The following is a 25,974-nucleotide window of genomic DNA, read 5'->3' on the forward strand; positions in this document are numbered from 1 at the left end:
TGCCCATTCCGTGGTTCTGTCCGGCCGCCCGGCGGAAGCAACGGAGAACGACTGATGCGCATTCTGGTGGTCGGCAGCGGCGGACGGGAGCATGCGCTGTGCTGGGCGATCGCCGCCTCGCCGCTATGCGACAAGCTCTACTGCGCCCCGGGCAATGCCGGCATCGCGGAGGTCGCCGAGTGCATCGCCATTGGCCAGGAAGACCTGCCGGTGCTGGTGGACTTCGCGCAGCGCGAGCATATTGATTTCGTCGTCGTCGGCCCCGAAGGACCATTGGTCGCAGGCCTGGCGGACCGGCTGGCAGAGGCCGGAATCAAGGTGTTCGGCCCCTCGGCGGCAGCGGCGCGGCTGGAAGGCTCCAAGGGCTTCACCAAGGATCTGTGCCGTAAATACGGCATCCCCACGGCCGGCTATGAGCGCTTCACGGATGTCGGCGCGGCCGCGTCCTACATCCGCCGCCAGGGCAATATCTGGCAAAACCAGCCAATCGTGATCAAGGCCGATGGGCTCGCCGCCGGCAAGGGCGTGATCATCGCCACCAGTGAGGCCGAGGCGATCGCCGCCGTCGAGGACATGCTGTCGGGCAACCGTTTCGGGGCTGCGGGCAGCGCCGTGGTGGTCGAGGAATTCCTCCAGGGGGAAGAGGCGAGCTTCTTCGCCCTGGTCGATGGCACGCACGCGCTGCCCCTGGTCGCGGCGCAGGATCACAAGCGCGTCGGCGACGGCGACACCGGCCCCAACACCGGCGGCATGGGCGCCTATTCGCCGGCGCCCTGCGTCACGCCGCAGATCGCCGAACGCGTGATGGCCGAGATCGTGCGCCCGACCGTGCGCGCCATGGCGGCCGAGGGCGCCCCCTATCGCGGGGTGCTCTTTGCCGGCCTGATGCTGACGCCGAGCGGCCCCAAGCTGATCGAGTACAATTGCCGCTTCGGCGATCCCGAATGCCAGGTGCTGATGATGCGCCTGAAATCGGACCTGATGCCGGCGCTGATCGCCACCGCCGATGGCGCGCTGGCCCATTTCGACCTGCGCTGGCATGACGAGACGGCGCTGACCGTGGTGATGGCCGCCGAGGGCTACCCGGACTCCCCCAAAAAAGGCAGCGAGATCCGTGGCCTGGATGCCGCCGGCGCGATCGACGGCGTGACCGTCTTCCACGCCGGCACACGCCGCGACGGCGAGCGCATCCTGGCCAATGGCGGCCGGGTGCTGAATGTCACGGCAATGGCGCCGAGCGTGGCCGAGGCGCGCCGTCGCGCCTACGACGCCGTCGACCGGATCGACTGGCCGGGCGGCTTCTGCCGCCGCGATATCGCATGGCGGGCACTCGCTGCTGGCACATAGACAGGGGGGCAAGCGATCCGTACCCTTGATGCAGTGCACAAAATTTGATTTCGGATTGCAAAATGCCCGACTCGCATGACCACGCGCAGCGCCTGCTGGCGCAGCTGCGCTTTCCCAGCGGCGACGAGCCGCAGGCCGGCACCATCAAGAACGTGGCGCCCCAGGTCTACTGGCTGCGCATGCCGCTGCCCTTCCAGCTCAATCACATCAATCTGTGGCTGGTCGAGGACAGTGACGGCTGGTCGATCGTCGACACCGGCATCAACATGCCGGAGACTCAGCAGCATTGGGAGGTGATCTTCGCCAACGCGCTGAACGGCAAGCCGGTGAAGCGCGTCGTCGTCACCCACATGCATCCCGATCACGTCGGCCTGGCAGGCTGGCTGTGCGAGCGCTGGAATGCGCCGATGCACATGACGCTGGGCGACTACATGAGCTCGCAGGCGATCCGCAACGGCATCGTCGACGGCGCCGAGACGCGTGGCACGCATCTGCTGGCCAATGGCGTGCCGGCCGACCAGGTCGAGATCTTCGCCCGCCACCGCGGCGGCTATTCCAAAGGTGTCGGCCCGCTGCCCCCCAGCTTCGAGCGGCTGATCCACGGCCATCCCCTGATGATGGGCGGCCGGCGCTGGCAGGTGATCGTCGGCCGCGGTCATGCGCCGGAGCATGCCTCGCTCTGGTGCCCCGACCTTAACGTGCTGATCTCAGGCGACCAGGTGCTGCCCAAGATCAGCACCAATGTCGGGGTCTGGCCCAACGAGCCGCGGGCCGATGCCCTGTCGTGGTTCCTCGACAGCTTCGCGCGCTTCCGCGCGCTGCCGTCCGATGCCCTGGTGCTGCCCTCGCACGGCTTTCCCTTCGTGGGGCTGCACACGCGGCTCGACCAGCTCATAGCGCATCACGACGCCCGCCTCGGCGAGATCGCTGCGGCCGTCGCCCAGCGCGGCGAGGCGGGCGCCACGGCATGGGACATGGTGCCTACGCTTTTCCCGCGCCATCTCGACAACAACCAGGTGGTCTTTGCGTTCGCCGAAACCCTGGCCCATATGCACTGCCTGGAGACGCGCGGCCATGTCACACGCCGCACGGGCCATGACGGCGTGCATCGCTTCGTCTTCGCCAAGCCGGTGCCGCCGCCGACACAGCGCGACGACGATTCCGAGGTCTTCGATGTGGTGTGACGCGGCCTCAGCCGCCAACGCAAAGGATCCTTTATAGGAGCAATCAGGACATCTCATTGGTGCTTGTGGTCAGCCTCTGGCATAGTGAGCAATAAGGGCGATTGCTCACTTTTATTTCCACACCGAGGCACCCATGGGTAATGTCACCCTGGTGATGACACGCCAGCCGCTCACCGAGTTCCTCTGGCTCGGCGATCACTACGAGGTGATCGACGACGAGGCGGAGCGCACACATTATTTCGGCGTCAAGAACGCCACGACGGGTAAGCGCGTTGGCGGCGACAAGACGGCGCGCGGCGCGAAGAGCGGTCAATGGGGCCTCATGGCCGTCGTTGAAGGGCCCGTTGTCACCGCCGCCAGCCGCATGACGCTGGCGGGCGTCCTCGATCTCCTGAAATCCTTCGCCCAGCGCCCCGCGGCAGTGAACGCCAAGCCGCAGGTGGAGATGATCTCGCTGGCCGGACGCAACGTCTCGCTGGTGACCGACGGCAGCGCGCCCCTGAAGAAGCTGGCCGAGTTCGACACGATGGAGCGCTACCGCACCGATTCCAGTAAGAACTCGTGGTACGTCCGCCTGCCGCCGCGGCCGTTCAAGCCCTATCCGCTGGACATATCGCAAGTCGATCTTGTGGCCGGGTTCCACCAGAAGATGAAGGTCCGCAAGGGGCAGGCCGGCAAATGCCTGCGGGTCCGCGACCACGACGTGAAGCAGTCCAACGGCGCCATGGCCGGCATCCTGCTGCACGAGGCGACCAATCCGAGCTGGCTGACGGGCTGCATCTCGCCACGCACCAGGAACAACCGGCAGCTCTCATCCGACGTCAAGCCGTGCGTGGAGGCGCTCGACGTCGTCTACAGGGCGATGGGCACCGCTCGACGTGCCCATCTCATCATCGTCGACTGACGCCGCTTCGCGCCCTCATTCCTGCCTCAGCAGGGAGGGATCGCGCAACGTCGTGTCCTGTCCGCGCACGGGATCGCGGATCGCCTCGACGAGGCTGCGCGCGCCTTTCCATTCGTGGGCGGGCCGCACATGTCCATCGCTGCCGACCTGGTCGAGGCCCCAGTAGATCTCCAGGCGGTGGCCGTCGGGATCGCGAAACTCGACAGCGATCTGCACTCCGGCCCGGCGGCGGCCCTCGAAGTCGATCGGCACGCCCTGCGCACGCAGGCGGTCGCGCGCCAGGATCACCTCGTCGAGCGAGCCGACCTCGAAGGCGACGTGATGCAGCTCGGCGCTGCTTGATGGTTGCCCCATGCCACCGACCAGGGCGATGCCGTGGTGATCGGTGTTGCAGCGCATGAACACCATGCCGCCCGGCATCATCGCCTCGGGGTAGATGTCGGAGATCTGGAAGCCGAGCACCTCGGTATAGAAGCGGACCGATCGCTCCAGGTCGGTGACGTTGAACACGACATGGCCGATCCGCGTGATCCGGAACGGCATGCCGGCCGGCCGGTCATGGACCTTGAGCCGCTGCGGATCGACATTGTCTGCCATCGGGCATCCTCCCTTGCGGGGCGTCAGTGCGCCTTCATCGATGTCTCGTCCCACAACCGGATGAGGTGGCCATCCGGATCCGCGAGCTCCGCGCCGTACCCCCAGAACATCTTGGCCGGCGCATGGTTGAACCGGGCGCCGCGCGCCGACAGCTCGGCATGCGTCGCATCGACGTCATCGACCTGGAACCACAGCGCGACACTGCCACCGCGCGGCGGCGCCTCGGCCTGGACCAGGAAGATCGTGAAGTCGAAGCCGTCACGCACCGCCGCCGTGCACCGCTCGGGTATCTCGAACTCGACCGTCAGGCCCAGCGTGCCGACATACCAGTCCCGCGAGGCCAGCCAATCGGCGACCGGCAAAGCGAGGTGATCAAGCTTGCGCATGGCGTCGTGCTCCGGGCTGCGTGGAACGCTAGGTCAGGGCATCGCACACCGCTTCGGTCACCTGCGCCGTGCCGGCGCTGCCGCCGAGATCGCGGGTCAGCGTGGTGCCGGCGGCGGTGACCCGCTCGATCGCGCTCATCAGGCGCCTTGCGGCGTCGGCCTCGCCGAGATGCTCCAGCATCATCACCGCTGACCAGAACGTGCCGATCGGATTCGCCAGGCCCTTGCCCATGATGTCGAAGGCCGAGCCGTGGATCGGCTCGAACATCGAGGGATGACGACGCTCCGGATTGACGTTGCCCGTGGGCGCGATGCCGATGCTGCCGGCCAGCGCCGCCGCCAGGTCGCTCAGGATGTCGGCGTGCAGGTTGGTCGCGACGATGGTATCGAGGCTGCCGGGACGGTTTACCATGCGCACCGTCGCGGCATCCACCAGCTCCTTGTCGACCGCGACGTCGGGGAAGTCTTTCGCCACCTCGGCGGCGATCTCGTCCCACATCACCATGCCGTGGCGCTGGGCGTTGGACTTGGTGATGACGGTCAACTTCTTGCGCGGGCGCGACCGCGCCAGCGCGAAGGCGAACCGCATGATGCGCGTGACGCCGGCGCGGGTAAAGATCGACACTTCCGTGGCCACCTCCTCGGGATGGCCGCGATGCGAGCGGCCCCCTTGGCCGGCATATTCCCCCTCGCTGTTCTCCCGCACGATCACCCAGTCCAGCGTGCCGGGCGGGCAGTCCGCCAGGGGGCTCTTCAGCCCGGGCAGCACCCGGGTCGGCCGCACATTGGCATACTGGTCGAAGCCCTGGCAGATCTTCAGCCGCAGGCCCCAGAGCGTGACATGGTCGGGCACGCCGGGATCGCCGACGGCGCCGAAGTAGATCGCATCGAATGGCTGCAGCGTGTGCAGGCCGTCCTGCGGCATCAGGGCGCCGGTGCTGCGGTAGAAGTCCGAGCCCCAGTCGAAGGTGGTGACATCGAGGCGGAACTCGTTGGTCAACCGCGCCAGGCGTTGCAGCACGGTGAGCCCGGCGGGAATGACCTCCTTGCCGATGCCGTCACCGGGGATGGCCGCGATCCGGTATTCGCGCACGATCGGTCCCTTCTTGCTGCTCCTCGCCTGCAGGCAAGCATAGCGGCCTATCGACATCCTCGCCAACCGCCCTGGCCTGTCCTATAAGCCAGCCGCCCGCTGGCCTGTGTCGCCGGAAGGGGCTTGGAGAAGAAGATGACCGGTATCTCCCGCGGCATGGGCATTGCCATCGCCGCCATGGTCGGCGTGGTGGCTCTGTCCAACTACGTCGTGCAGTTCGAGATTTTCACGCACGCCGTGCTGGGCACCGTCACCTGGGGCGCGCTCACCTATCCCGCGACGTTCTTCGTCACCGATCTGGCCAACCGGGCCTTCGGTCCGCGGCGGGCGCGGCAGGTGGTCTATGTCGGCTTCGCCGCCGGCATCGTGGCGTCGCTCCTGCTGGCGCCCTGGCGCATCGCCCTGGCCTCCGGCACGGCCTTCCTCGTCGGCCAGCTGCTCGACATCGTCGTGTTCGACCGCCTGCGCCGGGCGCCCTGGTGGCAGGCCCCGTTCGCCGGCTCGGCCTTGGGCTCGATCGTCGATACGGTGCTGTTCTTCGGAGTCGCCTTCGTCGGCATCTTCCCGCTGCTGCCCGGCGGCGCCGGCCCGTCGGTGCTGTCGCTGATCCAGGGTGATCTGATCGTGAAGCTTTCCTTCGCGCTGCTCTTCCTGGCGCCGTTCCGTGCCCTGATGGGCGTGGTGGTGCCGATGCGGCCTGCCGTCTCGCCCTGATCGGCTGCCATGCGGGTCGATGCGTTCGATTTCGAGCTGCCGCCGCGGCTGATCGCGCAGCGGCCCGCCGTGCCGCGTGACTCGGCGCGTCTGCTGCATCTGCCGCGCGACGGCGCGCCGGCCGAGCACGTCGTGCGTGATCTGCCGGGGCTGCTACGGTCCGGTGACCTGCTGGTGTTCAACGACACGCGGGTGATCCCGGCCCGCGTCTATGGCCGGCGTGACACCGGCGGCCGGCATGAGGTGCTGCTGCTGCCGCCGGCCAGCCCCGGCGCCTGGACGGGCATGGCGCGCGGGACGGCGAAGCTGCGCGCTGGCACGCGCCTTACGTTCGACGGCGGGCTGTCGGCGACCGTGACCGGCTTCCGGGACGACGGCACCATCACGCTCGATTTCGGGGTCGCCGACGAGACGGTGCGGGAAACCCTGCACGCGCACGGCCATATGCCGCTGCCGCCCTATATCCGCGGCGGCCGCGACGATGCGCGCGATCGCGAGGATTACCAGACGGTGATGGCGCGTCGTGACGGCGCCGTGGCGGCGCCGACGGCGGCGCTGCATTTCACCGAGGCGTTGCTGGCCGACCTGCGCGCCGCCGGCATCATGACGGCCACCGTGACCCTGCATGTCGGCATCGGCACCTTCCAGCCGGTGCGCGTCGACGATACCGACCAGCACGTCATGCACACCGAGCAAGGCGAGATTGACGCCGCGGCTGCGGCGTCAATCGATGCCTGCCGTGCCCGTGGCGGGCGCGTGGTGGCCGTCGGTACCACGAGCCTGCGCGTGCTCGAGGCAGTGGCCCTGCGCCACGCCGGCAACCTGGTCCCCTGGCAGGGTGGCATCGACCTCTTCATCACACCGGGCTTCCGCTTCCGGGCCGTGGACCTGCTGCTGACCAACTTCCACCTGCCGCGCTCGACCCTCTTCATGCTGGTGTCGGCCTTTGCCGGCCTGGACCGCATGCAGGCGCTGTACGCCCAGGCGATCGCCCGCGACTTCCGCTTCTACTCCTATGGCGATGCCTGCCTGCTGCAGCGGCAGGAGGCAGCATGACGGCGCCGGCAGGCCTAGCGGTAGCGGCGCACGCAGGCCATCAGCTCGTTCAGCGCCACCGACGTGCCGACCAGCGTGATGGAAAAGCCGCTGGCGCCCTCGGGCTCGAAGAACATCCTGTTGCCCTGACGGATCTCATGGAAGAGCTGCTGGGAATCGGCCAGCGGGATCAGCAGCCGGTTCGCCGCCAGCGCCCGGGCGCGGCCGTTGCGCCGGCCGTTGGAGTCGATCCAGTAGGTCACCCCGCCTTCGGATCCGTTGCGCCAGTTCCAGTTCGGATTGGTGATAGCGACTCCCCATACCAAACCACGCGTCAGCATGAACAGGACCGAGGCGCCGCCACCATACTGGCCCGTGGCCGTGCAGTTCTGGAACGCGCCTTTGTCGGCGTTGGCCTCCACCATCCACGAGCCGGTGCTGTAGCGCTGCAACACCTCTGCACCGGCGCCGCCAGCGACGAACAATCCTGCCACACCCAGGATCGCTGCCAGATACCTACGCATCGTCAGTCACCCTATCCTTCTTCCATGGTGTTACGGGCAGCGCTTCGCCTGCTGCAGCTGCAGCGCAGCGACCGCCTGCCCTCGTTCAATGCTGCTGCGAACAATCCCCCGCGGCACCCCATCCCTGCCCACCGGCAGGTCCCCTACACACCTATTCTACCTCATTGTGCGGTCTTCATCGAGACCCTCGGACGACCATGACACTCGCCTTCTCGCTCCTGGCCAACACCCATGCCGCCCGTCGCGGCCGCCTCGTCACCGCGCATGGCACGGTGGAGACGCCCGCCTTCATGCCGGTGGGGACTGCCGCCACCGTCAAGGCGATGCTGCCGGCTTCGGTCGCGGCCACGGGCGCCCAGATCGTGCTGGGCAACACCTATCATCTGATGCTGCGGCCAGGCGCCGAGCGCATCGAGCGTCTGGGCGGCCTGCACCGCTTCATGAACTGGCCTGGCCCGATCCTGACCGATTCAGGCGGCTTCCAGGTCATGTCCCTGAGCAAGTTGCGCCAGATCGATGCGGGCGGTGTCGACTTCCAATCGCACATCGACGGCTCGCGGCAGCGGCTGACGCCCGCAATCTCGATCGAGATCCAGCGCCAGCTTGGCGCCGACATCACGATGAGCTTCGACGAGTGCACGCCATTTCCCGCGACGCACGCGCAGGCCGCCACGTCCATGCGGCTGTCCATGCGCTGGGCCGAGCGCGGCAGGCAGGCCTTCACGGCACGTCCCGGCCATGGCCTGTTCGGCATCGTGCAAGGCAGCGTCTATGAGGACCTGCGGCTGGAGTCGGCGCGCACGCTGACCGAGATCGGCTTCGACGGCTATGCCATAGGCGGCCTGGCGGTGGGCGAGGGCCAGGAGGCGATGTTCCGCACACTGGATGTCACCGTGCCGGCGCTGCCGGCCGACCGGCCGCGCTACCTGATGGGAGTCGGACGGCCGGCTGACATCGTGGGCGCAGTCCAGCGCGGCATCGACATGTTCGACTGCGTGATGCCGACCCGGGCCGGGCGCACGGCGCAGGCCTTCACCTGGCGCGGCGAGCTGAACCTGCGCAACGCCCGCCACCGCGACGATCCACGGCCGCTCATGGAGGGATGCGCCTGCCCGGCCTGCACCAGCCACAGCCGAGCCTACCTGCACCACCTGATCAAGAGCGACGAGATTCTCGGCGCCATGCTGCTCACCTGGCACAATCTGCAGTTCTACCAGGACGTGATGCGTGGCCTGCGCACGGCGATCGAGGCCGGCACCCTGGCTGACTGGGCCGCATGGTTTCACGAAGAGCACGCCAAGGGCGATATCGCGGCGCTGCCGGACGCAGACGGACCGGCAACGTGACCACCCTCAACGACGAGCAGCTGCTGGCGCGCATTGTGGACACGCTCGCTCCGCTGCCCGGCATCCGCGCCGTCGTGCTGGGCGGGTCGCGGGCCCGCGGCACGGCGACACCGGAATCGGACTACGACATCGGCCTCTATTATGACGGCCAGGTGCCCTTCGAGCACGCGGCGCTCAGCCGTGCCGCCGCCACGCTGGACGACGCCGACGCAACAGTGACTCCGATCGGCGACTGGGGGCCCCTGGATCGACGGTGGCGGCTGGCTGACCATCGGCGGCGCACGCGTGGACCTGCTGTACCGCAACCTCGAGCGCGTGCGCGCGGTGATCGACGAATGCCACGCTGGCCGGATCGAGGTCGCCTACCAGCCTGGCCATCCGCACGCGTTCGTCTCGGCCATCTACATGGGCGAGGTCGCACAGTGTCGTGTGCTGTCGGACACGGACGGCCTGCTCGCAGGCCTGGTGGCGCGCACGTGTCCGTACCCCTCGACGCTGCGCGCGGCGCTGCTGCAGCGTTTCGGGTGGGAGGCGAGCTTCGCGCTGGCCAATGCTCGCAAGAGCCTCGACCGGGGTGACGTCAACTACGTCGCTGGCTGCGCCTTCCGCGCCGTCGCCTGCCTGTGCCAGACGCTGTTCGCGCTGAACGGCCGGTATCTCATCAACGAGAAGGGCGCCGTGTCGGTGGTCGACAGCCTGGAGCATCGGCCGACGCGCTTCGCCGCGCGCGTCGCCGCGGCTTTCCGCGACATCGGCACCGGCGCCGGCACGGCCGGCCTTGATGGGCTGGACCGGCTTGCGTCGGAGACGGACACGCTGGCCGACCCGGCGCGCTGAGGCTCAGCGCACCGTCGCCGACTCGATGGCGGTGCGCAGCGCTTCCTCCCGCTCGGGATAGAGCTTGCTGGTGACGCTGGCGGCCAGGATGACGATGTAATTGTTGATCGTCGTGATGCGCATCAGATTCTCGATCGGCTGATCGACCGCCTGCACTGTGAACTCGAGCGCATACCATTGCCGGGCGCCGATCTCGACCAGGCCGTTCCGGCGCATCGTGATGCCGCTCTGGACCGCAACCCGGCGATACATGTCGGCGCCCAGATCGCTCAATGGCGGCGGGCTGCCGGGCGAGAACTGCCACCGGCTGACGGCGATCGTCTGTGTCAGGCCATCGCCGTCGGTGAAAGCGAATTGCGGCGGCTGCGAGCGCGGGTATTTCCGGGTGATCTCGTCCCGGGTCATCGGACGGAAGTCCGCCGGAAGCTGGAGCGACACGCCGCCGTCATACAGCTCCGTCTGCTGCGCCGCCGCCGGCAGCGCCACAAGCAGCAGCAACAGACACAGCGCGATCCGCCGCATACTCAACTCCTTCCCGCCGTTCACCGCGTTCCGGTTCCGCTATGTCCGATCATTATGTCAAGAGTAGGCGCGCATCGGCGGCGGCGCACAAGCCCGGTGCGATCGAAGCTGCGTTGGCCTGCAGAAAGGCGTCAGGTCAGGGATCGCAGCGCGACCACGCTCAGCACGCCCACGGCAACGGTCGCGAGCAGGGGCAGTCGTGTTGCGGCGATGATCGTCACCACGGCGGCCACCGTCTCCGGCCAGCCGGTCGCCAGCGCCGTGGGCGCGATCACGGCCACCAGCACGGCCGGCGGGATGGCGTCGAATGCAGCCTTGGCGCGGCCGCGCAGCGCCAGCCGATCGCCGATGAAGAAGCCGGTCACGCGGGTGAGATAGGTCACCACGGCCATGGCCACGATGGCCACCAGGGCGGCGGGATCGACGCTCATGGGGTGCTCCGCTCCGCGGGCGCGGCGCACCAGGCGGCGCCGATGCCGGCGACGGCGCCGGCCGCCACATGCCAGGGTGCGCCGACCGTGACATAGGCCAGGGCCGCGGCGGCGGCGCTGGCGATCACGGTGATCGCCGTGGCCCGCCCCTTCCACAGGCCGGCGATCAGGGCGATGAACAGCGCCGTGAACGCGAAGTCGGCGCCCAGGCGCTTGGGGTCGCCCAGGAAGGAGCCGAGCCAGGCGCCCAGGAAGGTCGAGCCGATCCAGACCACCGGCAGCATGGCTGCCACCGCGAACCAGTACGCCGGCGTGATGCGCTGCTGCAGCGCACGCCGCTCGGCCAGCGCCCACGCCTCGTCGGTCAGGACCCAGGCGGCGCCCAGGCGCTGCAGCAACGAGAAGCCGACCGTCTTGGGGGCAAGCGACGCCCCCATCAGGACATGGCGGGCGTTGATCAGCAGGGTCGAGAACGCGAGCGCCAGGATCGGCACCGGATAGGTCCACAGCTCCAGCGCCGCGAACTGCGCCCCGCCGGCGAAGACCAGGATCGACATCAGGCCGGCCTCGAGCACGGACAGCCCCTTGCCCACCCCGAGCGCGCCGAACAGCAGCCCGATGGGCATGGCTGCGATCATGGCCGGCAGGATGTCGCGCACGCCCTCGCCGGCTGAGGCGGGTGGGCTCATGCCGCCACGGCCGCGCGATAGACGCCGGGCGTGACGCCGATGCGCGCCTTGAAGGCGCGGGTCAGATGTGCCTGGTCGCAAAAGCCGGTCGCCGAGGCGACGGCGGCCGGCGCTTCGCCGCACCGCAGCCGCGCCTTTGCCGCGTCGACCCGCAGGTTGATCAGCCAGGCATGCGGCGTCAGGCCGGTCTCGCGGCGGAACGCGCGGATCAGATGGTGCGGCGACAGCCCTGCTTCGGCGGCCAGCACGGCCAGCGGCAGGTCCTCGGCATAGCGCTGCGCCAGCAAGGCTTTCGCGCGCGCCACCGGCCCCGGCTCGCGGCCGACGAATCGCGGGGCGATCCGCGCATGGCGCACCAGGCAGCGGGCATAGACCCGTGACAGCAGCTCGTCCGCCGCCAGCGTGTCCTGCGGCGCCTCCAGCGCCTGATGCGCCTGGACGAACAACGCCACGCCTTGCGGATCGCGCACGACGGGCTCGGTGAAAAAAGGCACCCCGCTCAGGGCATCGCCCGAGACCTCGGCGGCAACGCCTTGCAGCAGCGCGACCGTCGGATACGTCATGCGATAGCAATAGCCGTCGCCATGAGGTTCACCATCATGGACGTCGTGCGGATGGACGAAGGCGAGATCGCCCGGCCCGATGTAGCGGCGGCAGCCACGCACCATGAAGGTCTCGCATCCGGCCACGACACCGCCGATCACGTAGGTATCGTGGGTATGCCGCGCATAGCGGTGCGTATGGAAGGTAGCGGTCAGGCACTCCAGGCCGTCGAAACGGCCGGCCGTGAAGAAGCACGCCCGCTCGCCCCCGGCAAGCGGTGCCACGGCGATTGCCTCGGCCTGCGTGATCCCGTCCATGCCGCCAGCTTACAGCCGATCGGGAAGGCGGCGTCTTGAAGAAAATTGCTGCGGCGGGGCCTCAGGCGAAATCGTCGGCGGTCAGCACGATCCGACCCAGCAGCTCGACCTCGAAGTCCGCTCCCGCATCGCCATCGATGTCGGCGCTGACCAGGGTGCTGGCACCGGCAATTTCGTACCGCAGTTCCCCTGCCACCCCGTTGAACGCACCGGTGCCGATGAAGCGGGTGGATACATCTTGCAGGTCGATGACGTCGCCGTCGCTCTGGCTGAAGTCGACAATGGTGTCGCGATCCGCCCCGACACCTCCATCCCAGGCCAGGAAGTATTCGAACCGATCGGCCCCTGCGCCACCGCTCAGGATGTCCCGCTCCAGGTCGCTGGCATCCAGCCGGTCGTCGCCGTCGCCGCCATACAGCTGGTCGCTGCCCGAAGATCCCCAGAGCCGGTCGTTGCCGCCACCACCCATGAGCACGTCATCGCCACTGTCTCCGTACAGGTAATCGTCACCGAGACGGCCATCGATCCGGTCATTGTCCCCGCGGCCTTCGATATGGTCGTTCTCGTTGCCGCCGCTGATCGTATCGGCATAGGCGGTAGCGTCGATCTCGAGCTTCTCGACATTGGTGATGGTGGTCCCGTTCGATGCCGTGGTGGTCGCACCGGGCGTGGTATCGAGCACCAGCGTCAGGCCCTCGGTCAGATGCACGAAATCGGCGAGCAGACGGTCGCTTCCCTCGCCGCCGTCGATGACATCGACTCCGATGGGCGGCACGAAGGGAAAGGGGCTGGGATAGATATAGGCGCCATAGATCAAGTCGTCGCCGGCGCCGCCGATGATCGTATCGTTGCCGTCACCACCCCACAGCAAATCGTTGCCCTTCCCACCATCGAGCCAGTCATCACCGGCATCTCCGTTGAGGCGGTCCGTGTCGTTGCCGCCAACGAACATGTCGTCATGGCTGGTGCCCTCGATAGCGAGCTGCTCGACATTCCTCAGCGTGGTGCCGGTCGAGATCGTGGTGACCGCTCCAGGCGTGGTGTCGAGGATCGCCGTTGCGCCACCCGACAGGCCTGTGAGACTACCCCACCAGACGTCGGTGCCATCACCGCCATCGATCATATCGCTGCCGTTCGCGTCGAAAGAGAATTCGTCATCCCCGGCGCCCCCGACGAGCGTGTTGGACCCACCTCCTCCGACAATGAGGTCATCGCCAGCGCCGCCGACAATCGTATCGTCGAAGTCGGTGCCCCGGACGCTGATAGCCTCGACATTCCTGACGGTGGTGCCGGTCGAGACCGTGAACGCTCCGGGCTGGAGGTCCGGGATCACCGCGACACTTCTGGTCAGGTCCTCGAAATTGCCGATCCAGAGGTCGGTACCTTCACCACCGTCCACGCGGTCAGCACCGCCTCCCGTTCCCAGCCGGTCGTCGCCGGCACCGCCATGGAGCCGGTTGTTGCCGCCGACATCGGTGATCGTGTCATCACCGGCGCCCCCTTCGAGGACATCGTCGCCCTCTCGATCGTAGAGCTGATCCTCGCCGGCGCCGCCATCGAGGATATCGTTGCCAGCGCCGCCGGTGAGCCGGTCTGCGCCGTCGCCACCGTAAAGCCGATCATCCCCACTGCTCCCGGCAAGCTCGTCATGGCCATCGCCACCATAGAGATCATCGGCACCTAGGCCACCGTCGAGCCAATCGTCGCCCGCCTCGCCATAGAGCCGATCATCTCCCACCCAGCCGTAGAGCCAGTCCTTGCCCGCACCGCCGTAGAGCTCGTCATCACCATCGATGCCGTCAAGCTGATCATCGCCAGACCGACCATCGAGACGATCATCACCGGCCCCACCGACAAGATCGTCATTGCCGGCCCCACCGACGATCTCGTCGTCGCCGGGCGTTCCCTTGATCATGACCATGGTCGAGCTCCCGCCTTGCTGGCAATTCCTCCCGATGGTAGCAGCGCGATTGCATAGCCAAAAGATAATCTCTCGTCAGTTGCAGTTCCCTGCATGCGCTTGCAAACATGACGCGCGCGTTGCGACCTAGAGCGGCTGCTCGGGCATGTCGAGCGGGGCCGGAGCCGGCAGTGGCCGCGGCAGGGCGCTGTAAAGCTCTCTGCGGAAGTCTTCGGCAGGGATGGTCGCAAGGAACTGATCGGGCCACCGGCGTGCACCATCGATGGCGATGAACGCGGCGCGCAGGGCCTCGGCCGGAAGGCGGCCGTTTCTGTCGCCCAGCGCGGCGGCCCAGCGTGCGACCAGGGTATTCAGCGCGTCGCGCGCGAGCTTGTCGCTGTCGTGCTGCGATCGTGCTGCCGGCGCAGCACATGCGGCTGCGACGCGCTCGACCAATCGCTTCTGCCGATCGAGAGCGAAAGCGCCCCATGCCGACAGCAGCCGGTCGATCGACATGGCCAGCGGCCCGGCGACGATCGCCGGAACCGGCGAATGCTCATTGTCTCCTGGTGCTGCCATGCGCATCCTCGACCGCAAGACTATGCCGCGCGCTGCAGGCGGCGCTGCTCGACCGTGGACATGGCGTGCTCCAGCGCCGCGGCGCTGCCGAGCAGCGCACGCCGTTCCACCGGCGCCAGCAGATCAGCGCGGATCGCGGCACGCTCGGCCGATTCGATCAACGCATCATTGGCAGGCGCGCGGTCCTGCAGCAGCGCCAGATGCAACGCCACCAGACGCCGGTCCTGCAACACCTGCTCGAAGCTGGGCAGCGGCTGGTCGGCCTGCCGCCTCAGCTCCTCGCCGAGCATGCGCAGAGCCGGCGTCGGCGCGGTCTCCTCCGGCGTCCAGAAGAACCCGCGCCGCTGCATGAACAGGCCGGCGCCCGTACGGCTCGACAGCACGTTGAGCGGCACCGCCACGGCCATGCCGAGCACGATCGGCGCCACCCACCACAGGAAATCGATGGCGTACCAGAACACGACCCCGCCCCACGCCAGGCCGATCAGGCTGTGCACCGTGTGCCGGCGCATCGCCTCCGACCAGGCGATGCCGCGGTCGTCGCGCGGCTGCGAGGCCCAGCCGACGCTGCGGCCCGCCAGGATGGTGGCCACGAAGGTGCTGTGGAACAGCATCATCACCGGCGCCAGCAGCAGGGAGAACGCCACCTCGGCCAGCGCGCTGGCGATCAGCCGGCCGCCACCACCGAAGCTCTGGCGCCGCGCGCGGCTGCCCAGGGTCAGCGCCAGGCTGAACAGCTTGGGCAGGAACAGCACGGCGGCGGTCACGGCCAGCAGCGCATGGCTCTCCGCCGGACGGTATTCCGGCCAGATCGGAAACAGGTTGTAGCCCGGCAGGAAGTAGGCATGCCCCGCCAGCGCCTGCTGGATCACGACGTAGCTGCTGAGGAACAGCAGCAGCAGCCACAGCGGCGAGGCGACGAAGGCCAGCACGCCCATCCCCAGGTGCAGGCGGCTCACCCAGTGCAAGCGCGGCGCCCGCAGGATGCGGGCATGCTGCAGGTTGCCCTGCGCCCAGCGCCGATCGCGCACCGCGTAGTCGATGATGTTGGAGGGGATCTCCTCGAAGCTGCCGCCGAGCTCGGGCAGGAACCAGACATGCCAGCCGCCGCGGCGCATGCAGGCGGCCTCGACGAAGTCGTGGCTCATGATCTCGCCGCCCAGCGGCGCCTTGCCGCGCAGCTTGGGCAAGCCGCAATGCGCCGCGAAGGCACGCGTGCGCAGGATGGCGTTGTGGCCGTAGTAGTTGCCCTCGCCGGCCCACCAGAAGCTGTGGCCGACCGCCAGCAGCGGGCCGTAGAGCCGGCTCGCGAACTGCAGCCAGCGCGCGAACAGCGTCGTGCGGTTGGCGGCGACGGCCAGCGTCTGGATGATGCCGGCCTTGGGATTGGCCTCCATCAGGGCCGCCAGCCGCACGATGGTGTCGCCCTCCATCACGCTGTCGGCATCGAGCACGACCATGCATTCATACGCGCCGCCCTGGGTGCGCACCCAGTCGGCGATGTTGCCCGCCTTGCGCCCGACATTGGCGGCGCGGTGGCGGTAGAACAGCCGCCCGCCGGCGTCGAGCGCACGGCAGGTGTCGTGCCACATCGCCTCCTCCGCCACCCAGATGTCGGGGTCGGTGGTGTCGCTCAGCACGAAGAAGTCGACCTGCGCCAGCTGACCGGTCGCCGCCACCGACCGGTAGGTCGCCGACAGGCCCGCGAAGACGCGCCGCGTGTCCTCGTTGTAGATCGGCATCAGCACGGCGATGCGTGTGCGCAGCGCCGGCAGCTTGCCATCGGCGGCGCTCTCGCGCCGCAGGGTCACGGGATGGCGGCCCAGCAGCGACAGCACGAAGCCGGCCGCCGCGGCCCAGAACGACACCGCGATCCAGGCGAAGCTGATGGCGAACACCGCCAGCACCGCCCCCTCGGCGACAGTGAGTCCGTTGGTGCCCAGCACCACGCCCATCAGCCATGTGGCGCCGGCGGCGCTGGCGAGCACGAGCGACACCATCAGGCCACGCCGCCAGAAGGCCCATCGGGCGCTGGGTTCAAGGTGCAGCATGGTCAGGGCCGCCAGCGATAGGTCCAGGTCTCCGTCAGCGCCTCGTCGTAGAGCCGCAGGAAGGCGCGCATCTCGATCGGCTTCTTGCCGTCAGGCTCGATGTCGGCGACCAGCCGCCACGCCTTGCCCGGGATGATCGGCTGCAGCTGGGCGTCGAGCAGCTTGCCTACCGTGACGCTGACCTGGGCGCTGACGGGATGCTCGGGCCGCAGGTTCTCGAGCTCGCCACCTGCGAAATCGACCACCACCCGTCGTGCCGTCTTGGACGGCTTGCCGGTGCCGAACAGGTCGGACACGCCGACGCGGGTCGCGATCGCGCGGCCGCCGGGCGGAAAGCGCGCCGCCTCGGCAAAGCTGTGCAGGCGGTACTTCAGCTCCAGCCGCTGTCCGGCCTTCACCGGCTCGCGGCCGACCCAGAATGCCACGACGTTGTCATGGATCTCCGAATCGGCAGGGATCTCGATCAGCCTGACCTCGCCCTCGCCCCAGTCGCCCACCGGCTCGACCCAGAGGCTGGGCCGACGATGATAGAGCGCCTGCAGGTCCTGATAGTGATCGAACGTGCGGTCACGCTGGATCAGCCCGAAGCCGCGCGGGTTCTTGTCGCCGAAGCTGGCGATGTCGAGATCGGCCGAGTTGCTCAGCGGCCGCCACAGCCACTCGCGCTGGCCGGTCTCGATCAGCAGCCCGTCCGAGTCGTGCACCTCCGGGCGGAAGTCGCCGGGCCGCCGCCGGTCGCTGTTCTTGCCGGCGAGGAACATGCTGGTCAGCGGCGCGACGCCCAGCAGGCCCACGCCATGGCGCGTGAACAGGGTCGCCGTGACCTCCAGGCGCGTCTCCGTGCCCGGCCGCAGCGTGAACTTGTAGGCGCCGGCCAGCGCCGGGCTGTCGAGCAGCGCGTGGAACGTGATCTCGCGCGCTTCGGGCGCCGGCGTCTCCAGCCAGAAGGCGCGGAAGGCAGGGAACTCCTCCTGGCGCTGCAGGCCGGTGTCGATCGCAAGGCCGCGCGCCGAGATGCCGTAGACCTGGTTGCGCCCCAGCAGGCGGAAGTAGCTGGCGCCGATGAAGGCGGCGATCTCATCCACGGGCTCAGGCCCGTGCAAGGGATAGTGCAGGCGGAAGCCGGCCAGCGGCACCTGCTCGGGCGGCGGCTCCTTCAGCTTGACGTCGTTCCAATTGAACAGGTCGCGGCTGGCGACGAACGGATTGGCGACGCCGTCGGTGACGATGTTGATGGCCACCGGCGTGCTGTAGATGAAGCCCGCAGCGAAGAACTGCGCACGGAAGAACGCCTTGCGGTCGCTCCACAGCGACGCCGCCGGCCGGAAGCGGATCTGCTGGTAGCGGTCGTAGGTGAGGTCGCGCCACTCGGCCGGCAGGGCGGCCGGCGCCGGCGCCTGGTACGGCGCCATGGCCAGGCGCCGCGCTTCCTCGATGACGACGTCGTAGTCGAACGCCGCCGGCGGCGGGGCCGGGATCTGGCCGGCCGGCGCCGGCAGCTGCGCCCTGGCGGCGGCAGCCGGGCCCAAAGCGGCAGCGACCAGCGCCCCGATCGTCAGGTCACGCCGCGTGCATCTTCCCATGGCCTGGCTATTCCCCATCGGGCGACTCTCGTCAGCAACGCTGGGCCGCAAGGCAGGTTGCATCCGTGCAGGATCACGCAGGCTCATTTCGGGTACGCTCACGCTGATGGTCGTCGACCATGTGAGCGGTAGAGCGGCTTTGGGACCGCAATGCGGCGCAATCGCGGGGGTCGTGAGGCGATTGCCGAGCCTCAGCGGGCGCGTGTCAGCGTCGCATTGCGACGACAGGGACCCTCGGTCTCGCGGATCTGCATCGTGGCGCCATCGACGCGGCCGCTCCAGCGCGACCGCTGACGGTCGCGTTCACGCATCGAGCGCAGCCCGATGATGCTGACCGCGCCGCTGCCGTCGGCACGGCCGTTGAGCTGCCACAGCGCCGGCGGCGTCGGCAGCTGCTCGCCCCGCTTGCCCAGCACGCGCGGCGGGCCGGTGTCGGGCTCGCTGGCGGTTCCATCCAGCAGGCCGCTCTCGACGGTGATGCGCACGTCGAGCGGCGCGCAGCTGCCGCCGCCTTCGGCGCGGCCGACCCAGCTGCCGTCGGCGGCGATGGGCGGTGGCGCCGGCTGCGCCGCAGCCGAACCCACCATCATGAGCAGCATGCCCAGGGGCAGAAGAGCGCTCGTTGCTCCACGAAGTATCATGCCATCACCGTCGACCGAACAGGCGCTCGATGTCAGCGAGCTTGAGCTCGACATAGGTCGGGCGGCCATGATTGCATTGGCCTGAATGCGGCGTCGCCTCCATCTGGCGCAGCAGCGCATTCATCTCGTCGACGGAGAGCCGCCGGCCGGCGCGCACGCTGCCATGGCAGGCCATCGTGCCGCACACGTCCTCCAGCTTCTCCTTCAGCGACAGATGGTCGCCGAACTCGGCCAGCTCGTCGGCGAGGTCGCGCACCAGGCCCGCGACATCGGTGTCGCCCAGCAGCGCCGGTGTCTCGCGCACCGCCACCGCGCCGGGGCCGAACGGCTCGATCACCATGCCCAGCTCGCCCAGCTGCCCGGCGCGCGCCAGCAGCCGGCGCGCCGCGTCCTCGCCCAGCTCGACGATCTCGGGAATCAGCAGCATCTGGCGCTTCACGCCCTGCTCGGCCAGCGCGTCCTTCATGCGCTCGTAGACCAGCCGCTCATGCGCCGCGTGCTGGTCGACGATCACCACCCCGTCCTCGGTCTGGGCCACGATATAGGTCTCGTGCACCTGGGCCCGCGCCGCGCCCAGCGGATAGCGCCGCGGATCCTCGATCGGCGCCATTTCGGCGCGCGCCGAGACCTGGTCGACGCCGGCCAGCGTCGCGGCTGCGGCCGGCTGCGGCGCGAAGAAGGCGGCCGCCGCTTCCGCCAGCCCGGCGGATGGCCGCGGTGGCGGATACGATGACGGCCACGCCGCGGCACGCGGTCCGCCACCGCCGATCGGCAGGCCACCCAGCGGCCGCGCCGCGCCCAGCGCCGCCTGCGCCACGGTCGTGCTGGCGCGGTGGCCGGCCGCGGCCAGCGCCTGGCGGATCGCGCCCACGATCAGGCCGCGCACGATGCCGGCATCGCGGAAGCGCACCTCCGTCTTGGCGGGATGCACATTGACGTCGACCATGCCGCGCGGCGCGTCGAGGAACAGCGCCACCAGCGGATGGCGGTCGCGCGCCAGGAAATCCTGATAGGCGCCGCGCACCGCGCCCACCAGCAGCTTGTCGCGCACCGGCCGGCCGTTCACGAACAGGTACTGGTGCTGGGCCGTGCCGCGGTTGAACGTGGGCAGGCCGACATGGCCGGTGAGCACGAAGCTCTCGCGCTCGGCACGGATGGGCAGGCTGTTCTGCGCGAAGTCGCGGCCCATGATGGCGGCCAGGCGTTCGAGGCGGGCGCCGTCCTCGCCATCCTCCACCAGCGTCGGCGCGATGGCGGGGTAGTTGAAGAGCGTGCGGTCCTCATCCTCCAGCGCGAAGGCGACCTGCGGATGCGCCATCGCCAGGCGCTTGATGGTGTCGGCGACCTGCGCCTGCTCGGTGCGCGGCTCCTTGAGGAACTTCAGCCGCGCGGGCACCGCGTAGAAGAGATCGCGCACCTCGACGCGCGTGCCAGGCGGATGCGAGGCCGGCGCCGGCTGGCCCTTGTTGCCGCCCTCGATGCGCAGGGCCCAGGCGCTGTCGGCGCCCTTGGGCCGCGAGGTCAGCGTGAAGCGGCTGACCGACGCGATCGACGGCAGCGCCTCGCCGCGGAATCCCAGCGTGCGGATGTCGAGCAGGTCGTCATCGTCGCCGAGCTTGGAGGTGCAATGCCGGTCGACCGCCAGCTCCAACGCATCGGGCGCCATGCCGACGCCGTCGTCGGTGACGGTGATCAGGCTGCGGCCGCCTTCGACCAGGCTCACCGCGACGCGCGTGGCGCCGGCGTCGATGGCGTTCTCCACGAGCTCCTTCACGGCCGACGACGGCCGCTCCACCACCTCGCCCGCAGCGATGCGGTTCACCAGCGTCGGCGACAGGCGGCGGATGGTGGTCATTTTTCCTCCCCACGCAGTGGGGAGGTGCCCCGAAGGGGCGGAGGGGAGCCGACGAGGTCTTTGTAACTGAGACCACGTGAGCTCCCCATCCGCCCTTCGGGCACCTTCCCCGCAAGCGGGGAAGGGAAGATGTTTGCCAACGGGATCACTTCTGCCCCGCGAGGTACTTGCGGGTCAGCACCTTGCCTTCTTCGACGGCCGGCTGATCGAAGGCGTCGACCCGCAGCAGGTCGGCCGCGATGATGGTCTCGAGCATGAAGTGCATCAGCAGCGCGCCCATGACGCGCTCGTCCAGATGCTCAATGCGCAGCGTGCGCGTCGGGCGGCCGTTCCTGGCCAGGGTCGCGGCCGTCGCGTTGGCTTCGGCCAGCAGCAGATCACCCAGCGAGCGGTCGGCGAGATAGGTCAGCGAGTCATCGCCATCCAGCGCCGCGCGCCGGATCTTCGTGCCCTCGCCGGCCGTGTCGCGGATCACCAGCGTGAAGAGCTTGTCGGCCGGCCCGTCGAGATAGAGCTGCAGCTGGCTGTGCTGGTCCACCGTGCCCATGGCGCGGATCGGTGTCGTGCCGTAGCCGTTCTTGCCCAGGCTCTCGGCCCAGAGCTGCCGGAACCACAGCCCGAAATATGCCAGCCGGTCGACATAGGGCATCAGCACCGTGGTGCCGGCGCCGCGCTCGCGCCACAGCGCCACCGACAGCGCCGCGCCTGTCGTCGGCGCGGTCGCCGTTTCTTCGCCGGCGGCCAGCAGCGGATCGAGCACGCTGGCGGCGCCTTCGCGGATCGCGGCCGCATCCAGGCCTGCGATCATCGCCGGCAGCAGGCCGACCAGCGACAGGACCGAGAAGCGCCCGCCGACACCGGGGTCATGATCGAGGATGGCACCACCGACGCGCTGGGCGATCTTGCGCAGCGCGTTGTCCTTGGGCTCGGTGATGGTCAGCAGATGATCGGCAACCTTGCCCTTGCCGAGCTTGGCCTCCAGCGCCTCCAGCACGACGAAGAGCTGGGTCAGGGTCTCGGCCGTGCCGCCCGACTTGGAGATCGGCACGAAGGCCGTCTTCGCCAGATCCAGCCGCGTCAGCAGCTCGGCGAAAGTGGCCGGGTCGACATTGTCCATGAACCACAGCTTGGGCGCGCCTTGCGCCGGGCCGAAGCCGATGTCGTTCAGCGCCGCCAGCGTCTGGCCGCCGAGGCTGGAGCCGCCGGTGCCCAGGATCACCACATGCGCGAACTGTCGCAGCCGCTCGACATGCGGCTTCAGCGCCGCGAGATCGTCTCGCGCCGCCGGCAGACGCAGCAGCGGCAGCGAGCCATCCTCGTGACGGCTCTTGATGCCGGCCTGCGCCGGCAGCGCCTGCTCAAGCTCGCGCTCGAAGGCACGTTGCGAAAGGCCATTGCCACCGATGGCCTCGGAGAAGATGTCGTCGATCTGGTGTTGATACAGCATGAGTCGAATCTGGTGTTGATACAACACAAATATGGTGCGTCTGATCGAGCGAGACTAGAGGAGCATCGGCAACGGTCAAAGCGCCGCGCCCCAAGCCTGTGGACTTTCAAGCGCCCAGCGCGGCGGCCGTCGTCAGGACCACGCCGGCAGCTTGCATCGCCGCGGCCTGCGCCGCGCGGCTGCCGTCCAGGTCGATGGCGGCGCAGGCGTCCTCGACCACCGCCACCGAGAAGCCGAGGCGCCGCGCGTCCAGCGCCGAGTAGGCGACGCAGTAGTCGAAAGCGAGCCCGCAGCACACGACACGCGAGACGCCGCGCGACCGCAGCCAGCCGTCCAGCCCGGTGGTGGTGACGCGGTCGTTCTCGAAGAAGGCCGAGTAGGAATCGACGGTCGGCCGCATGCCCTTGCGCACGATGAGCGCGGCACGGTCGGTCAGCAGCTCCTCATGAAAGGCGGCGCCTGACGTCCCCTGCACGCAATGGTCGGGCCACAGCGTCTGCGGCCCGTAGGCGACGGTGATGGTCTCGAACGGCGCCCTGCCCTTGTGCACCGACGCGAACGAGCCGTGCCGCCGCGGATGCCAGTCCTGCGTTAGCACGACCAGGTCGGCCGCGCCGATGAGCGCGTTGATTGCCGGCAGGATCGCATCGCCGCCCGGCACCGCCAGCGCGCCGCCGGGGCAGAAATCGTTCTGCACATCGATCACCAGCAGGGCCGATCCCGGCCCGAGTCCCGTCGTGTCGCTCATGGACTGCTCCTAACAGCCCTTCTCCCCGCGAAGGCCAGGGCATTCGCATATGACCTCGCTGTCATCCCGAGCGCCAGCGAGGGATCTCCTGCGGCAAGGCGCACGGTGCGCAATTCGCGGGAGATCCCTCGCTACGCTCGGGATGACGGTAGGGGCATATGCGAATGCTGCCGCGAAGGCGGGGAGAAGGTGGCGCGAAGCGCCGGATGAGGGGCTTCGCGGTGCGACTGCAGCACAGGTGCCGATATTCGAATCCATTTTCGAACCGTGCCACGCCCGCAACGGCGAGAAGCCCCTCATCCGCCCTGCGGGCACCTTCTCCCCGCCTGCGCGGGGAGAAGGGAAGATTCCGGAGCGATCAGCGCCGCGCACGGAAGAAGCCTCGCAGCAGGTCGGCGGCCTCGGTCTCGGCAATGCCCGAGTAGACCTCCGGCGCGTGGTGGCATGTGGGCTGGGCGAAGATGCGCGGGCCGTGCTCGACGCCGCCGCCCTTGGGATCGGCGGCGCCGTAGTACAGGCGCCTGATGCGCGCGAAGGCGATCGCCTGGGCGCACATCGGACAGGGCTCCAGGGTCACGTAGAGATCGCAGTCGACGAGGCGCGGCGCGCCCAGCTTGGCGGCTGCTTCGCGGATCACCAGCAGCTCGGCATGGGCCGTCGGATCCTTCAGGGCCTCGACGCGGTTGCCGTCGGCCGCCAGCACCGCGCCGTCGGGGCCGATGATCACGGCGCCGATCGGCACCTCGTCGCGCGCCGCCGCGGCGCGCGCCTGCGCCAGCGCCAGGGTCATCGGCGACGGCTTCATCGCCGCGCTCAGCCGCGGCCGCGATAGGGCGCGACGCCCTGGTCGGGCAGCCACAGTCCTTTGGGCGGCGCGCCGGTCTGCCAGAACACGTCGATCGGCATGCCGCCGCGCGGATACCAGTAGCCGCCGATGCGCAACCATCTCGGCTTCAGCGCCGCCACCAGCCGCTTGGCGATCATCAGCGTGCAATCCTCGTGGAAAGCGCCGTGGTTGCGGAAGCTGGCGAGGAACAGCTTCAGCGACTTGCTCTCGACCAGCTTCGCCGCCGGCGCGTAGTCGATCACCAGATGCGCGAAATCCGGCTGGCCGGTCATCGGGCACAGCGAGGTGAACTCGGGCTGCGTGAAGCGCACCAGATAGAGCGTGCGCGGATGCGGGTTGGGCACGCTCTCCAGCACCGCCGCGTCGGGTGAGGCCGGCAGGCTGGTGGCGCGGCCGAGCTGCTTGAGGTGCTTGTAGTCGGGCATCCGACTCGTCCCTGTCATGCCTTCCCCGCCTGCGGGGAAGGTGGCCGAAGGCCGGATGGGAAGCACACGTGGTCCCTGTTACGAAGACCACGTCGGCTCCCCTCCGCCCCTTCGGGGCACCTCCCCACTTCGTGGGGAGGAACACTCGTCGCGATGCGCGTGACGGCGCCGCCCTGCAGGCGGAAGAACGCATCCTGCGGCTCCTCGAGCGACACGGTCTCGTCGGGCGCCAAGCGCGCATAGGCGCCACGCAGCAGCCGGCCGATGGCGCCGTGCGAGAAGGCGGCCACGGGCTGGCCGGCCGCCAGCGACAGCAGCGCCTGCAACGCCGCCCGCGCGCGCGGCGCGGCCATGGCGTAGCTCTCGCCGCCCGGCGGCTGATGCGCCCACTTCAGGTCGTTGCGCTCGGCCAGGGTGCCGGGCCATCGCCGCTCGATCTCGGCCCGCGTGAGCCCGTCCCAGTCGCCCCAGGTCACCTCGCGCAGCCGGTCGTCGAAACGGCAGCCGGCGGCATCGATGCCGGCTTCGCCGCAGGCCAGCGCCACCGTCTGGCGCACGCGGCCCAAGGGGCTGGCCACCACCACGACGTCGCCGGCCGCGATGCCGGCCACCTGCAGCTCGGCGCGCAGCGCGGCGCCCATCGCACGCGCCTGCGCCTGGCCCCGCTCGGTGAGCGGCGAGTCGAGCGCGCCCTGGATGCGCTCGATCGCATTCCATTCTGTGCGGCCGTGCCGGAAGACATAGATCGGATGCCGATTGCTCATGGCGCCGGATCCGACGGCTCGTAGCGCAGGAAGATGATCTTGGCGGCACCGTAGCGGCGCTGGTCGAATGCCGTGAAGCCGGGCACCGCCTCGAGATCCTCCTTGCCGCCGACCTCGACGACGCATACGGCGCCCGGCGCCAGCCATCCGACGCGCGCCAGAGCCGCCAGTGCGCGCGGCGCCAGGCCGGAACGATAGGGCGGATCAAGAAACGCCAGCGTGCACGCGCCGTCGCGCGGCGCCGGCTGCGGCTGGGTGGCGTCGGTGCGCAGCACGCGCGCGCTGGCCGCCTCCTTCAGCGTGCGCAGATTCTCGCCCACCGTGCGCACGGCCTCGGACGAGCTGTCCATGAACGTGACATGCGCCGCCCCACGCGACAGCGCCTCGATGCCCAGCGCGCCGCAGCCGGCGAAGGCATCGAGCACGCGCGCGCTCGGCAGCGGCGAGGTGCCGTCGCCGTTGAGGTCGGCATGCATCAGGATGTTGAACAGCGATTCGCGCGCCCGCGACGCCGTCGGCCGCACCTCGACGCCCGGCGGCACCACCAGCGGCCGGCCGCGATGCTTGCCGGCGCCGATGCGCGGCGCCACCGGCTCCGGCGCACGCTTGGCCCGGCTCATGGCCGGCCTCCCGGCCGCTTGCCGCCGCGGTCGGCGCGCGCCCCG

General features: G+C 69.2%; 27 protein-coding genes and 1 pseudogene. 8 read left to right on the forward strand and 20 right to left on the reverse strand.

The window, feature by feature from the left end; translation table 11 throughout:
- Positions 1-54: 54 nt before the first annotated feature.
- The 3 genes from purD (at position 55) to FHP25_RS24085 (ending at position 3,435) form a co-directional block, all read left to right on the forward strand.
- A complete protein-coding gene (gene purD / locus FHP25_RS24075) occupies positions 55-1,347 on the forward strand; it encodes a phosphoribosylamine--glycine ligase (protein WP_147849519.1) in 1,293 nt (430 codons plus the stop codon).
- 62 nt (positions 1,348-1,409) lie between these two features.
- Complete coding sequence (locus FHP25_RS24080; RefSeq protein ID WP_147849520.1) at positions 1,410-2,531, forward strand: MBL fold metallo-hydrolase; 1,122 nt, start codon at positions 1,410-1,412, stop codon at positions 2,529-2,531.
- A 133-nt stretch (positions 2,532-2,664) separates the two neighbouring features.
- Complete coding sequence (locus FHP25_RS24085; RefSeq protein WP_147849521.1) at positions 2,665-3,435, forward strand: hypothetical protein; 771 nt, start codon at positions 2,665-2,667, stop codon at positions 3,433-3,435.
- A gap of 15 nt (positions 3,436-3,450) precedes the next feature.
- Here FHP25_RS24085 and FHP25_RS24090 read toward each other — a convergent pair whose 3' ends face one another.
- From FHP25_RS24090 to FHP25_RS24100, 3 genes are read right to left on the reverse strand one after another with little or no spacing between them, the layout of a single operon-like run.
- The gene (locus FHP25_RS24090; RefSeq protein ID WP_147849522.1) at positions 3,451-4,032 is read right to left on the reverse strand and encodes a VOC family protein; all 582 of its coding nucleotides are present in this window, start codon (positions 4,030-4,032) and stop codon (positions 3,451-3,453) included.
- A gap of 23 nt (positions 4,033-4,055) precedes the next feature.
- Positions 4,056-4,418, reverse strand: a complete 363-nt coding sequence (locus tag FHP25_RS24095) for a VOC family protein (protein WP_147849523.1) — start codon at positions 4,416-4,418, stop codon at positions 4,056-4,058.
- 28 nt (positions 4,419-4,446) lie between these two features.
- Positions 4,447-5,511 (reverse strand): tartrate dehydrogenase, encoded by a 1,065-nt coding sequence (locus tag FHP25_RS24100; protein ID WP_147849549.1) that lies wholly within the window; start codon positions 5,509-5,511, stop codon positions 4,447-4,449.
- Between the two features lie 135 nt (positions 5,512-5,646).
- Between FHP25_RS24100 and FHP25_RS24105 the strand changes: the two genes are divergently transcribed.
- A complete protein-coding gene (locus FHP25_RS24105; RefSeq protein ID WP_147849524.1) occupies positions 5,647-6,225 on the forward strand; it encodes a queuosine precursor transporter in 579 nt (192 codons plus the stop codon).
- A 9-nt stretch (positions 6,226-6,234) separates the two neighbouring features.
- Positions 6,235-7,281 (forward strand): tRNA preQ1(34) S-adenosylmethionine ribosyltransferase-isomerase QueA, encoded by a 1,047-nt coding sequence (gene queA, locus FHP25_RS24110; RefSeq protein ID WP_147849525.1) that lies wholly within the window; start codon positions 6,235-6,237, stop codon positions 7,279-7,281.
- A gap of 14 nt (positions 7,282-7,295) precedes the next feature.
- On the opposite strand, the gene FHP25_RS24115 is transcribed toward queA, so the two are convergent.
- The gene (locus FHP25_RS24115) at positions 7,296-7,784 is read right to left on the reverse strand and encodes a hypothetical protein (RefSeq protein ID WP_147849526.1); all 489 of its coding nucleotides are present in this window, start codon (positions 7,782-7,784) and stop codon (positions 7,296-7,298) included.
- A gap of 197 nt (positions 7,785-7,981) precedes the next feature.
- Here FHP25_RS24115 and tgt point away from each other — a divergent pair, with 197 nt between their 5' ends.
- The 3 genes and pseudogenes from tgt to FHP25_RS41490 all read left to right on the forward strand — a co-directional run bounded on the left by tgt (position 7,982) and on the right by FHP25_RS41490 (position 9,967).
- Positions 7,982-9,130, forward strand: coding sequence for a tRNA guanosine(34) transglycosylase Tgt (tgt, locus tag FHP25_RS24120; protein WP_147849527.1), 1,149 nt, complete (start codon positions 7,982-7,984; stop codon positions 9,128-9,130).
- Positions 9,061-9,237 (forward strand): annotated as a pseudogene (locus tag FHP25_RS42660) (hypothetical protein); the annotation flags it as partial. The gene tgt and the pseudogene FHP25_RS42660, both read left to right, overlap by 70 nt.
- Before the next feature lie 178 nt (positions 9,238-9,415).
- The gene (locus FHP25_RS41490) at positions 9,416-9,967 is read left to right on the forward strand and encodes a hypothetical protein (RefSeq protein ID WP_231712452.1); all 552 of its coding nucleotides are present in this window, start codon (positions 9,416-9,418) and stop codon (positions 9,965-9,967) included.
- 3 nt (positions 9,968-9,970) lie between these two features.
- Here the strand turns inward: FHP25_RS41490 and FHP25_RS24130 are convergent, their stop codons facing one another.
- The 16 genes from FHP25_RS24130 to rsmD all read right to left on the reverse strand — a co-directional run bounded on the left by FHP25_RS24130 (position 9,971) and on the right by rsmD (position 25,929).
- Entirely contained in the window at positions 9,971-10,489 is a 519-nt protein-coding gene (locus tag FHP25_RS24130; RefSeq protein WP_147849528.1) for a hypothetical protein, read from the reverse strand.
- A gap of 131 nt (positions 10,490-10,620) precedes the next feature.
- Positions 10,621-10,920, reverse strand: coding sequence for an AzlD family protein (locus FHP25_RS24135; protein WP_147849529.1), 300 nt, complete (start codon positions 10,918-10,920; stop codon positions 10,621-10,623).
- Complete coding sequence (locus FHP25_RS24140) at positions 10,917-11,609, reverse strand: AzlC family ABC transporter permease (RefSeq protein ID WP_147849530.1); 693 nt, start codon at positions 11,607-11,609, stop codon at positions 10,917-10,919. Before FHP25_RS24140 ends, FHP25_RS24135 begins: the two co-directional genes overlap by 4 nt.
- On the reverse strand, positions 11,606-12,469 hold the full coding sequence (locus FHP25_RS24145; protein ID WP_147849531.1) for an AraC family transcriptional regulator: 864 nt from the start codon (positions 12,467-12,469) through the stop codon (positions 11,606-11,608). Before FHP25_RS24145 ends, FHP25_RS24140 begins: the two co-directional genes overlap by 4 nt.
- Positions 12,470-12,530: 61 nt before the next feature.
- Positions 12,531-14,390 carry a calcium-binding protein gene (locus FHP25_RS24150; RefSeq protein WP_147849532.1) on the reverse strand — a complete coding sequence of 620 codons (1,860 nt, stop codon included), beginning with the start codon at positions 14,388-14,390 and terminating at the stop codon, positions 12,531-12,533.
- Between the two features lie 126 nt (positions 14,391-14,516).
- On the reverse strand, positions 14,517-14,954 hold the full coding sequence (locus FHP25_RS24155; RefSeq protein ID WP_147849533.1) for a hypothetical protein: 438 nt from the start codon (positions 14,952-14,954) through the stop codon (positions 14,517-14,519).
- A 14-nt stretch (positions 14,955-14,968) separates the two neighbouring features.
- Positions 14,969-16,999 (reverse strand): glucans biosynthesis glucosyltransferase MdoH, encoded by a 2,031-nt coding sequence (gene mdoH / locus FHP25_RS24160; protein ID WP_147849534.1) that lies wholly within the window; start codon positions 16,997-16,999, stop codon positions 14,969-14,971.
- 2 nt (positions 17,000-17,001) lie between these two features.
- Positions 17,002-18,582, reverse strand: coding sequence for a glucan biosynthesis protein (locus tag FHP25_RS24165; protein ID WP_147849535.1), 1,581 nt, complete (start codon positions 18,580-18,582; stop codon positions 17,002-17,004).
- A gap of 191 nt (positions 18,583-18,773) precedes the next feature.
- Complete coding sequence (locus FHP25_RS24170; RefSeq protein ID WP_178133746.1) at positions 18,774-19,172, reverse strand: hypothetical protein; 399 nt, start codon at positions 19,170-19,172, stop codon at positions 18,774-18,776.
- Positions 19,173-19,227: 55 nt separating this feature from the next.
- Positions 19,228-21,078, reverse strand: coding sequence for a DNA mismatch repair endonuclease MutL (mutL, locus tag FHP25_RS24175; protein WP_147849537.1), 1,851 nt, complete (start codon positions 21,076-21,078; stop codon positions 19,228-19,230).
- Between the two features lie 145 nt (positions 21,079-21,223).
- Positions 21,224-22,525, reverse strand: coding sequence for a glucose-6-phosphate isomerase (locus FHP25_RS24180; RefSeq protein ID WP_147849538.1), 1,302 nt, complete (start codon positions 22,523-22,525; stop codon positions 21,224-21,226).
- Between the two features lie 106 nt (positions 22,526-22,631).
- Positions 22,632-23,273 carry a bifunctional nicotinamidase/pyrazinamidase gene (pncA, locus tag FHP25_RS24185; protein ID WP_147849539.1) on the reverse strand — a complete coding sequence of 214 codons (642 nt, stop codon included), beginning with the start codon at positions 23,271-23,273 and terminating at the stop codon, positions 22,632-22,634.
- 358 nt (positions 23,274-23,631) lie between these two features.
- Entirely contained in the window at positions 23,632-24,078 is a 447-nt protein-coding gene (locus FHP25_RS24190) for a nucleoside deaminase (RefSeq protein ID WP_231712454.1), read from the reverse strand.
- An 8-nt stretch (positions 24,079-24,086) separates the two neighbouring features.
- Complete coding sequence (gene queF, locus FHP25_RS24195; protein WP_147849540.1) at positions 24,087-24,563, reverse strand: preQ(1) synthase; 477 nt, start codon at positions 24,561-24,563, stop codon at positions 24,087-24,089.
- Positions 24,560-25,309 carry a histidine phosphatase family protein gene (locus tag FHP25_RS24200; protein ID WP_147849541.1) on the reverse strand — a complete coding sequence of 250 codons (750 nt, stop codon included), beginning with the start codon at positions 25,307-25,309 and terminating at the stop codon, positions 24,560-24,562. Before FHP25_RS24200 ends, queF begins: the two co-directional genes overlap by 4 nt.
- On the reverse strand, positions 25,306-25,929 hold the full coding sequence (gene rsmD, locus FHP25_RS24205; RefSeq protein WP_147849542.1) for a 16S rRNA (guanine(966)-N(2))-methyltransferase RsmD: 624 nt from the start codon (positions 25,927-25,929) through the stop codon (positions 25,306-25,308). The genes FHP25_RS24200 and rsmD overlap by 4 nt, the downstream gene beginning before the upstream one ends.
- Between the last annotated feature and the right edge of the window lie 45 nt (positions 25,930-25,974).

The organism is Vineibacter terrae, assembly GCF_008039615.1.
GTDB lineage: Bacteria > Pseudomonadota > Alphaproteobacteria > Reyranellales > Reyranellaceae > Vineibacter > Vineibacter terrae.